This window comes from Sphingomonas silueang (genome assembly GCF_040049155.1).
Taxonomy (GTDB): Bacteria; Pseudomonadota; Alphaproteobacteria; order Sphingomonadales; family Sphingomonadaceae; genus Sphingomonas; species Sphingomonas silueang.
The window spans coordinates 1-11,171 of sequence record NZ_JBDZDK010000056.1; the positions used below are offsets into that span (position 1 = coordinate 1).

Annotated in this window: 7 protein-coding genes and 3 pseudogenes; 5 read left to right on the plus strand and 5 right to left on the minus strand. The window is 53.0% G+C overall.

The annotated features are described in order from the left end of the window. Window positions 1–237 (plus strand): annotated as a pseudogene (locus tag ABLE43_RS22475) (hypothetical protein); the annotation flags it as partial. 48 nt (window positions 238–285) lie between these two features. Here ABLE43_RS22475 and ABLE43_RS22480 read toward each other — a convergent pair. The 5 genes and pseudogenes from ABLE43_RS22480 to ABLE43_RS22500 form a co-directional block, all read right to left on the minus strand. Then, window positions 286–720 (minus strand): annotated as a pseudogene (locus ABLE43_RS22480) (transposase); the annotation flags it as partial. Window positions 721–796: 76 nt separating this feature from the next. After that, window positions 797–1,831 (minus strand): glycosyltransferase family 2 protein, encoded by a 1,035-nt coding sequence (locus ABLE43_RS22485; protein WP_348980203.1) that lies wholly within the window; start codon window positions 1,829–1,831, stop codon window positions 797–799. Between the two features lie 383 nt (window positions 1,832–2,214). After that, the gene (locus ABLE43_RS22490; RefSeq protein ID WP_348980204.1) at window positions 2,215–3,294 is read right to left on the minus strand and encodes a glycosyltransferase family 4 protein; all 1,080 of its coding nucleotides are present in this window, start codon (window positions 3,292–3,294) and stop codon (window positions 2,215–2,217) included. Between the two features lie 280 nt (window positions 3,295–3,574). Next, window positions 3,575–4,930, minus strand: a complete 1,356-nt coding sequence (tnpC, locus tag ABLE43_RS22495; protein WP_348980205.1) for an IS66 family transposase — start codon at window positions 4,928–4,930, stop codon at window positions 3,575–3,577. A gap of 61 nt (window positions 4,931–4,991) precedes the next feature. Then, window positions 4,992–6,212, minus strand: coding sequence for an O-antigen ligase family protein (locus tag ABLE43_RS22500; RefSeq protein WP_348980206.1), 1,221 nt, complete (start codon window positions 6,210–6,212; stop codon window positions 4,992–4,994). Between the two features lie 161 nt (window positions 6,213–6,373). Between ABLE43_RS22500 and ABLE43_RS22505 the strand changes: the two genes are divergently transcribed. The 4 genes and pseudogenes from ABLE43_RS22505 to ABLE43_RS22520 all read left to right on the plus strand — a co-directional run. Next, the gene (locus tag ABLE43_RS22505) at window positions 6,374–7,861 is read left to right on the plus strand and encodes an oligosaccharide flippase family protein (RefSeq protein WP_348980207.1); all 1,488 of its coding nucleotides are present in this window, start codon (window positions 6,374–6,376) and stop codon (window positions 7,859–7,861) included. Next, window positions 7,861–8,988, plus strand: coding sequence for a glycoside hydrolase family 99-like domain-containing protein (locus ABLE43_RS22510; protein ID WP_348980208.1), 1,128 nt, complete (start codon window positions 7,861–7,863; stop codon window positions 8,986–8,988). Before ABLE43_RS22505 ends, ABLE43_RS22510 begins: the two co-directional genes overlap by 1 nt. Window positions 8,989–9,005: 17 nt before the next feature. Then, window positions 9,006–10,112: a glycosyltransferase gene (locus ABLE43_RS22515; RefSeq protein WP_348980209.1), complete on the plus strand. Its 1,107-nt coding sequence runs from the start codon at window positions 9,006–9,008 to the stop codon at window positions 10,110–10,112. 152 nt (window positions 10,113–10,264) lie between these two features. Beyond that, window positions 10,265–11,102: pseudogene (locus ABLE43_RS22520) on the plus strand (transposase); the annotation flags it as partial. Between the last annotated feature and the right edge of the window lie 69 nt (window positions 11,103–11,171).

Sequence of the window (11,171 nt, forward strand, 5' to 3'; positions counted from 1 at the left end):
ATCCACGACATGCTCGATCGCCAGTACCGCGCTACACTTGACGAACCGATCGGGATGCTGGGCGATATCACCCCGCGTGCGGCCGCCAAGACCGCCGCGGGCCGCGATCGTCTTGCTGCCTGGGTCAAGCACCTCGAGAACCGCAGCGGTGCCAAGCCCGATCCGAGCGACCCGATGGTGACCTACGACTTCACATGGATGTGGCGCGAACTCGGTATCGAAAACCTGCGGAAATAGCCCGCCCGACGACGACGACGACGCCTACCGTGAATCTGTGTCCCTACAATGTACAGGAGCCCCCTTGATTCTCTTGCCGGCATCATAGCCGCGCGGCCCGCCCGCTTCGGTGGTCTTGACCGATTGACTGTCGATGATGCCGGCAGTCGGTTCGGCCTCGCGGCCTTCTGCGACCCGCACCCCGGCCACCAGCACCGCGTTGATCGCGTCGAGCAGGCCGCTGTCGCGCATCCGGTAGAAATGGTACTGCACTGTCGTGAACGATGGAAAGTCACGCGGCAGTTGCGCCCACTGGCACCCCGTCGCCGCCAGGTACTGGATCGCATCCCACACGTCCCGTGCCCGGTGCAGGCGCGGACGGCCTACCCTGGTCGTGCGGGCCAGCAGCGGCGCGATGATCGCCCATTCCCGATCGGTGCAGTCGCTTGCGTACCGCAGACCTCTTCTGTCATGCTCGCGCCGAGCGGTTTTGGTCCAGCCCATGTGATCCCCGTGGTCTTCGCAACCCTCGGTGAATCACAACTGGCTGAAATCTCTCAACTTAATTTTCGGTCGGGCTCTAAGCAAGCACAACGGAAGCTACATTATCTCTTGGCGGTTTCTGGCGTCTAAACAGACCCCGTGCAAGCGACAATGCCACCACTTGTAGGTTAAGAAACGCCACCCCGGCAATAGTAACGCTGCGCGTCCGACGTAGGAAGATAGCGAAGAGCAGCGCTTGAAACATCAGCGCAACCAGTGGAAGCCACACGATCCATGGCATCACAAGTAGAGATATGGCAAACGCTACCCAGCTCATTACCACTGCGATCGGTCGCCAGAACAACCTCACCGCGCTCAAGAACCATGCCGTTCCCCAGCCTGCCCGTAAGAGCTCGCCCGGCCCATCGAGATGATGTGAACGCCAGCGAGCCGCCAAAAGAGTGCCAGTTGTCTGAGTTTTACCGAAATGCCGTACCGCCGGTTCCGCTATCCGTTCCAAACGGAAGCCTTCCGCGCGCAAGCGAAACGCTAGTTCCTTCTCCTCATATGAATGGAGGTTGCGGTTAGTTAGATAGCCCACTTGGCGAATGGCATCGGTGCGGTATAGTCCGCCCATGTCAAGCGATTCGACTGGTCCGGTTACGACCCCATCGTTGGTAGCCTTGCGGCGCTCAAATTCGTAATTGCCTTCGCCATGCTCTTCGACCCTGCCAGCAATACCCGCAAGGTGAGGATCCGCCGCTAACCGAGAAATACCATGGCGTAGGAAATCAGGGAACAACTCCATATCGCCGTCAAGAATGTAAACGTATTCGCAGTCAAGATGCTGGAAACCTAACTGAGCTCCAATGCCGCAGGAACGCTCGGAAGTGTCGGCGAGCTGCACTATCCGAATATTGAACGACTTGGCTATTTCGAGCGTTCCGTCAGTCGACCCGCTGTCGGCAAGGACCACTGTTGCATCCATATTGCCGGTCGCATGCAGTGCTGAACGAATTGCGCGCTCAATATGCACGTGTTCGTTCAGCGCCTTGATAACGATTCCGACTGTCGTATGAGGAAACTGTGTTACATTCATGATGCCATTCTCGTCCCAAGGTGCGTACCGCATCAGCAGTTCAATATCAGAATACTAAAAGCGACCTTCATGAACAATGTTACGACGCATCCCGGCGTCATTCGCATATTCGCAGCCACTGCCAGTATAAATCAGCCATCACGATAGGCATTCGGCATGCCAATCGATTTAGTAGGTTAGCGCAACACCCAACCTGCAGCGGGCAAATATGCTATTAACTGAGCGATACTATACAATCGTTGCCGTGGAGGCAAACCTCCGTAACTTATCGAAGCGCTCCACCTGCCGCCCCCTTTGCCGTATCGCAGGGCATGCCTATCGCTTCCATATAATAACGCACGTATCCAGTTACAACCATTTTGCACCTCTGTACAAAGCGTAAACATTTTCGAATTAGCGTGCCTATGATTTCAGCCCTATATTGCAACAGTTTCGACAGCTTTAATAAGCCTGTCTGCTGCATTATCCCAATTGAACCTGCCTGCGAGTGCAGTTCGTTGAACCGTATCTAACGCCGCCACCGGCTTCTCCGCAAAATGCGACGTGATACGTGCGGCAAGCCAGTCACATGCGCTAGGATCAGTTGGATCGAAGGTTTCGATCATGTTGCCGGCGATTTCCTCCATTGCAGTTAAGCATGAGGCGATGGTTGGCACACCGAACAGCATTGCATCGAGAAGCGGAAGCCCGAACCCTTCTGCCGCACTCGGATAAACGAACAGGCTGGCGCCACGATACAATTCTATCAACGATAAGTCGCCTAACCCCTTTCGGCTTTCGATCCTAGAATCGTTTGGAAATTCGTATTTGAAACCCAAATCAAATGCGCCTACTACAATTAGATTTGCTTCAACATTTGTTTTGTGAAAGGCATCTACAAGTAAGTGGATATTTTTTCTTTCCTCTATTCTTCCTACAGCCAGCACGTAGGGATTAGCGGGCTTCAATCGAGGCAAGTTATAGCAGGCGGGATTGAATGAAGGTCCGTTTAGTATGGTGAGCACGCGGTTCGGTGCTAAGCGATAGAAGCGGAGTACCTGCTGACGAGTATATTCGCTTACTGTTACCACAAGCGATGATCTCGCAATAGAAATGGAGAAAAAAATCCATATACGAATACGATTTACTATTGGAAAAAACTGTGGATGCGTCATGGGTAAAATATCGTGAATGAACACAATATTTTTTGTCTTACTTAACAGTGGGGTATTGTACTGAAATATTCCTACATCAATATGGTCGCGCTGGAATATGCGTGGGAATATTTTCAATAGTCGCTTGATTCCTCCGCCCTGTTCAATTTTTTCATGCCGAAAATTACTGTCGCCAATAGAGCTTTTGGCAACCACTGGATCTTCTGAATAAATGAATACGTCGTGCGGCGGAGCTCTACGAGCCAATGCCTGCAAAAGTCGGGTCAGCGTTGTTCTCGTTCCTTGAAAACGACCTGTTACAACGTGCGCATCAATACCAATCCGAAGTCGCTTTGCATTCATTTAATCAAACTCCACTTATTCATCTATAATATCAGTTCCAACCCGGAAACCATCCGAGCAATGATCCAACGCACTTTCTACTTTTAATTCGATCGTAGTTACAAATCTATAGAGATCGATGGCAGATTGTATAACGTTAGCCTTTCTGGCCCAGCCTTTGTAAAAAAACAGGCTCCCCTTCCGTCAGGGGAGGCATACCTGATCTGACGGAAACGAGCCATCCATCGGGGTTTGGCTGCCGACAGGTAACTGCTCACTTGGTTGGCGCCTGGCGGCGTGATCAGGCGACGGCGAAGCCGCCGTCGACGAGGTTGCGGATGACACCAAGGGCAGACTGGCCTTGTAGTCGTGCGGTTCCGGTGATGGAACGGTAGCCGGCATGGATGGCGGCGCCCCAGTCGGAGCGAAAGCCGCCGGTGACCTTGCGGAAGACGACGGAGGGGCGGATTTCGCGCTTTGATACGTTGTTGGTGGCGGGTACGGCGCGGTTGGTGAGGAAGACGAAGAACTTCGCCCGCCACGCCTTGATCTGCTTCATCAGCGCCTTGCCCGCCGGGTGTGCGACAGGGGCAAGCATCATCCGGGACAGCCTGAGGTCGGCCCTGGCGGCATAGCTGGCGAGCGTGGTGTCCTTGAGGTGCCGTCGTCGCCGGCCGACCCGGATCGCCCAGCGCAGGTGGTCGCGAACCTTCGGCGCGAAGACCGTGTCACCGCAGTCGATGGCATATTGAACGTCGCGCAGGACATGGGCGAGGCAGACCTGGTGCCGGCCACCCAGTTCCTGCTGGCCGCCGTAGCGATCCGATATCCAGACGTCGGGACGATGGTCGCCCAGCACCGTTTCGGCGACGCTTCGCGCCCGGCGCGGGGCGATCTCGTGCAGTACCGCCTGGTCCGAAATGAACACCCACTGCCACTGGGTGACGCCGTTGGTGCGGGTAGTGGCTTCGTCCGAGGCGATGATCCGGGCGGTACGCAGCTTTTCGCGGATCGCGGCGGTCGCCTCGGCCATCCCCGTTCCCAGGCGCTGGAACATGTTGGCGATGGCGCCCTGCGAGATGTTCAGGCCGAACATCTCGGCGGCAAGCCGCGACAGCCGCGCGAAACTCACATGATGGCTGTGATGAAGGTAGGTCAGCACCGCACGGATGCCGGGGCCGAACGGCGTACCAGGCGCCATCCCCGCCGGTGCCTCGGCACGGTAGCGCCGACCGCACCCGCCGCAGCGACCGCCGAACAGTTCCACCCGCGTCACCACCGGGCGGATCGGCGGCAGATCGATATGATCGTAGCGGTGCTGGCAGCGCTGCGCGGCCCCCGACACCTCGGTCCCGCAATGCCCGCAAGCCGCCGCCATGACGCGCTCGGTCCTGTCCGGCGTCTCCCTCAGCGGCCGTGCCTTGCCCTCGCGCGGCGGGCGCGGCCTGTTCGATGCCTTGCCCCCCTTCGGCTTGCCCCGACCGAACCCGTCCTTCGAGGGCGGCACATGCGAGTTGCCCGATGTCTTGGGCGGGCGACCCACCAGCGCTTCCAGTTCCGTAATCCGCAACGCCTGCTGCTCGATCAGGTCCTGCTGCTGCACCAGCAGCGCATCCTTCTCGGCGGCACTCAGTCTGAAGCGGGGCATAAGCGGCATGACCCCATGGAATCAGATAGCAGCCGTCGCCGCAACCCCTCTCAGCCAACCATGTGAGCAGTTACAGTTCGGTCGTATCACTCTGTTGTGTATCAGGACGAAAACAAACGGACAGCGCTAGCATGCAAACTGAGAGAGACCAGCTAGGCTGAATCAATCCGGCTGACTCGGACACACTGTACAATGAGTGAAAGACGAGTGTGGCGACAACCATCTGCTGACCCTGCCGCACGCGGTCCGACGTTAGCAATTTTCCAACAATGGCAAGTATCCAGGCAACATATAGTGCAATGATCGCCCACCCTAACTCCAAAATCCCAGTAAGATAGCCGCTTTGGATGCCAATACTATCCTTCCGACGAAAAAGCTTCTGAGCCTCAATCGAAACCTGCGATCCGCCACCCGTACCGAAGCCGGTACCAAGGCGATGCTGATATGTCAGATCGAATACCTGGCCCCATAGTAGTGTTCGATTTGTCATAGTTGGATCGCGGCCAAAAAACTCAAAAGTCGCTTCGATGTTTGTAACAAACAAAAACGCACCAAGGGCTGTAACGCTGAGAGTGCAAGCAATCCATATGTAACGCATTTGCCGGCTAACTATCGGGATAAAAACCAAAGAAGCTGACAAACCGATTGCCAGTCCTATTATGGGTGTAGTAGATCGAGACATAGACAAAGCAAACGCGTCCAATATGGCTACCGACCAACAAATAATGCGCGGCACTCCCATTATGCGCCAAGCGAAAACGGATATTATAATGTTAGTTGCCAAAAATGGACCGAAAACATTTTTATGTCCAAATAGTCCTCGCCAAGAAAAGAAATGATTACTGCCCATCAGAGCATGTGTGTCACCAACTGCTGCCAACGCAATAGAAGCAATTATTACAATCACTCCCACCATCCAAAATAGCAGCGTAGCAAGTCGCGGTCCAAGTAATTTGACCGCCAAAAATGGGTAGCAGAACACCATAAGTAACATCATGCTTGAAAATAAAGTTGTACTGGTATCAAAACTCCATGTAACGGAAGCTAAAGCGAAAAAATATATTGAGACTGGTAAATAACCTAATGATTTCGCAGGATTGCCCAAAAACCATAAAAATGGTACCAAAGCCCCCGTTGCGAAAACAACGAATGGCTTGGTTGCAAAAAGTCCAGAGCTTTGCTCCGCGAAAACAACCGAAGCTGTTTCGTTATCTATCGCAGACCATGAGAACCGAGAGATAATAAGCAGGAAGAGCAAAAATATCGGTATAAAAATGTGCCTAATTTGCATCAGGTTTACTCAATCATTCAGCTGCTACGACAACAGCAGCTCCATCGGCGATACGCGCCGCTACTTCGAACTGCCTTACTACGATCTAGCGCTTTCGCCAATCGTCCATTAGAGGCTGCCTTGAATCTGCGACTGTATCGCCCAGCCTCTCGGGGACCGTTTTGATTAAAGAATCTGCCAGTTATCAAAAAGCGACAACGGCGGCGGCCGTTCGCTGGGTGGCGCTCGGGAACGGCGTTCGTACCGTCTTCGCGACGATGCAGCTAGTTGTCATTGCTAGTATAGTGTCGGTAGCGGAGTTTGGTATTATCGTACTGATCACGACAATTCTTCAGACAATACAACAACTGAGTGATGGAGGGCTAAGTACAGCCCTTATCCGCTTTCGTAACGTTACCGATCATCAAAAGTCGTCTTTGTTTTGGGCAAATTTTGGTGTAGGCGCCATTCTAACTATTGCGCTTTCGTTTGGATCCAAATTAGTAGCGGAATTCTTTCATGCTCCTACAATGATACAGGCGCTCCGTGTTGCTGCCGGCACTTTCATACTTCAAGCTGCTTATTTACAATTCCGGGTCTTGGCCGAGCGGGATCTTAATTTTGGTAGAGTAGTCATCGCTGAATGTGCTGGAGCAATGGTATCCTTCGTTGTGGCGATCGTACTCGCTACTTGGTCTTACGGCATAATGTCAGTTGTTTTTGGTCAAGTAGCCAGTTGCGTAGTGCAGCTTATATTAGCTATTCTGTTATTGGGGAAAAATTGGACGCCCTTGTTTAGATTTAGAGCTTCAGATCTTCGAATTTTTATAGGCTATAGTCTAGATATGTTTTTGGCAGGTATTGCAATTGCAATAACAGTTCAAGCCGATATGATATTTGCGGGTCGTTACTTTAGTAAAATAGATTTGGGCAGCTACGCCCAACCTAGGGATTTGTGTCTTAAGATTATGTTGGCCGTGCTACCTATTATTACGCGTGTTGGTTTGCCGCTAATGGCAAAAAGCCAATCATCACCAATAAGTGTTGGTAAAATTTACCTGAAGATAGTCCGTCTTACGTCAACAGTAGCATTCTCTATTTATTTACCACTCGGAATTGTAGCATCTTATCTTATGCCATTAATTTTGGGATCGCAATGGTCCGGAGCCGCATCATTGTTCACCCCGATTGCGATATGGTTCAGTTTCCGTAGTACCATAAATCCATTTGGAACATACCTGACGTCACTCGGTGAAAGCCGTTTAGCCCTAATCTATCAAAGTGCGTTCGCCGCTTTGATTCTTGGAGTGTCATTCGTTCTGGTTCACTACGGTCCATTTGCCTTATCACTTGGTATGATTGGAGTGTATATCGCTTTCTCACAGGTTTGCTGGCTAGTACTTTGGAAGAGGTCAGGAATTACTTTTTTCGCTTACCAATCTAATGTGATACGGCCTGCATTAGGCGCTATACCTGCATCGTCAGTGCTCTGGATTTTGCTGTATTTTATCAGCCCTACTATCATAGATTTGATCACGACTTTAAAGGTAGGTTTAGTTCTTGCCGTTGGAGCTGTTGCGCTATTGATTGGTAATATCTTCATAAACAAGGAAGGAATCAGTCACGCCTTTAGTATGTTGCCGAGCCAGCTAAGAAAGTGGGTATCATAATGGCAAAAATGCTAACCGGTTTGTTCGCGGCGACTATGGCTACTGTGGGTATACAGGTGGTCCAGTCTCCCTCCAAGCCGACGCCACCTGTTGAGGCTAAGGATAGAAGATCGGCACCTTCCAAGATTCCAACTCGTGAATCAAAAGCTGGAATGGCAATTGAGTTGGGAACCTACTATTTTCCCGGTTGGCATAGAGACAGATTTTTTAATAACCGCGACACATGGGCGCCAATCAAACCTTATATCGAACGCCGACCTTTGAAGGGTTGGTATGACGATACCAAACTGTCGGTTCTGATGAAACAAGCTAATGAGATGTCGGACGCCGGTATCAATTTTGTTGTATTCGATTGGTATTTTGAAAATGGTCGGGTGCAAGCGGATAAGCCTCTGCGTAATTTTCTTGGACTGCGTGGGTCAGCGCCGCGCGCAGCGCTAATGTGGGCACGACATGGCAATTCTCCACCCACAAAGGTAGAGGAGTGGCGCTCTATAGTAAAAATTTGGATTGACTACGCAAAGTCCCCCAAATTTTATCGTATTGATGGCCATCCAGTGGTAATGATTTTTGACACTGGGCGAATGGCACGCGAGGCGACATTGGCTGGCGGTAGCCTCAATGAATGGCTTAGTATTGCGAACTCAGCAGCCAAGAAGCACGGTCTGCTATCATTTTATTTCGTCGCCGGTGTATGGAACGATACGGATACCACTATCGCCTCGCTGCCGGGAACGGGCTTCAGGGCTTTAACAAGCTACAATTTTAAGCGGCGATCTGCTGGGCACCCGGAAGTCCATGGTTATGACGAAATGGACCGCTTGTATCAGACAATCTGGCCAGGATTGGTTAGCAATGCGGCTAAGCTACCTGTAATTCTACCTCTCACGACTGGATGGGACCGACGACCATGGGGTGGCAGTTCAGACCCACGAACAGACGCATCGGTTGCAACGCCTGACCAGTTCACCAACCATCTACAGTCGGCGCGCACCTTGATGCAACGTACCGGAGTGCGTAGAGCGGTGATCTGCTGCTGGAACGAGTATGGGGAAGGTTCTTTGCTCGAACCGAATATGGGTCAAGGAACGGCGAATCTTAACGCAGTTAAGGCTGTCTTCAAATAAGGAGGCTTGAGAACAGAATGCGCATCTGTTTTTTTTTCGAGGGTTTGAAACCTGGCGGCATCGAGCGTATGCTCGCTAATTTCACTTACGAAATGCAGGATCGCGGCTATAACTTTACTTTGATCCTTACTGGTAGTCCGACGAGTCAGGACTACGCTATTGCTTCCGATACAGAAGTTAAATGGCTGCGACATCCTACCAATAGCGCACGGGGTTCAATTCCTTCGTTGGTAAGAGAGCTTCGCAAAGGTGATTATGACATTTTAATATCTGCAATGCCAGAGTTTAACAATGCTGCGGTTCTTGCCCGGATTTTGTCCGGAACAAAAACCAAGAACCTATTAACAGAGCGAACTAGTCCCTATCCAGATTACGCACTTAGAAGTCCCAAGCAGAAAATTTGGCATCGAGCTGCCGCCATATTCTACCCACGTGCCGCTGCCATCGTTGCAGTGTCACGCGGGCTAGCCGATTCTCTTGCTCGGTTCGCGAGGTTGGACCGCTCCAAGATCGACGTTATATACAATCCTGCCTACCGACCTTTAAACGACGCTGATCGTACGGGTCAGATACATCCTTGGCTGACTGATGGTGCTGGCCCTGTCGTAGTAACAGCGGGTCGCCTAGCAACACAAAAGGATTTTCCGACTTTCCTGCGAGCAATTAAAAAGGTCAAGATTAGCCGGCCTGACGTGCGCGCAATCGTGTTGGGCGATGGCGATCTGCGAGGCGAGTTAGAGGCGATGGCAGTCAATCTCGGAATCGCTGACGCGATAGCATTCCCTGGCTTCGTACCCGATATCCGCGAAAGTCTGTCGGCTTCACGTCTTTTCGTGCTTAGTTCTGCATGGGAAGGCTTCGGCAACGTTCTTGTTGAGGCGCTTGGTGCTGGTTGTAGCATCGTTTCGACGTCATGTCCTGACGGGCCTGCCGAAATTCTTTCGGACGGTGATTTTGGCATATTAGTTAATGTCGGTGACGATGATGCAATGGCGGATGGGATTATTCGTATAATCGAGCAACCTTCCGATCCCCAAGATCAAATTAATCGGGCAAAACAGTTTTCAGTTGTTCATGCTTTTACTCAATATGAGGCAATATTTCGTAGGATCACCGCAAAGTGAAGCGGAGAGATATTTATGTGGAGGTCGTTTAATTTTCGCTGAGAGTTGACCCGGCGTTTTCATCGAGAAATGACCCAGGTCGAAGGGTATGTGCCTGCCCGTAAGGCTGCGGGTCAAGTCGGGTTTTGTCTTTCCGGGGTTTGCCGGGGGGGGTGGACGCGGAAGCGGAAGCTGTCGTTGCCGATCTCGACGATGTGGCAGTGATGACCGTACTGTGTCGGAAGCACGGGATGTCGAGTGCGACCTACTACGCGTGGAAGGCGAAATTCGGCGGCCTGGAGGTGTCCGACGCGAAGCAGCCGCGGTCGCTCGAAGAGGAGAACGCACGGTTCAAGCGGCTGCTCGCGGACACGATGCCTGACAACGCGGGTCTGAAGGATTTGCTGTTAAAAAATGGTAGCGCCCCACGCGAAGCGGCAAGCGGTCGCGCATCTCCAGGCGACGTTGGGGATGAGCGAGCGGCGGGCGTGCACGATCGTCGGGGCGGACCGCACGAGCGTGCGGTATCGTTCGTGCCGGACGGATGATGGCGACCTGCGGTCGCGGCTATGCGAGCTGCCGCAGCAGCGCAAGCGGTTCGGCTATCGGCGTCTGCACGTCCTGCTGCGCCGGGACGGCATCACGATCAACCGCAAGAAGACCTAGCGGCTCTACCGCGAGGAGGGGCTGACGGTCTGGCGCAGGAAGGGACGAAGGCGTGCCGTAGGCGCGCGGGCGCCTGCACCGGTGCTGGCACTTCCCAACCAGCGCTGGAGCCTGGACTTCGTTCACGACCAGCTTGTCACCGGACGGCGGTTCCGCGTGCTCAACATCGTCGACGACGTGACACGCGAGTGCCTTCGGGCGGTGGTGGACACGTCGATCTCGGGCCCCCGCGTCCTGCCCGAACTGGCCGATCTGATCGCCGAGCGTGGCAGGCCGAAGATGATCGTCAGCGACAACGTCCTATGTCGGGAAGCAGCGGCGGGTTTTTGCCAGCAGATATCCATGCACCGACAACCATCGGCACGGCATGCATTCTGAGCCAGATGGCTCCCACCGTCAACGGGATCGCTCCCT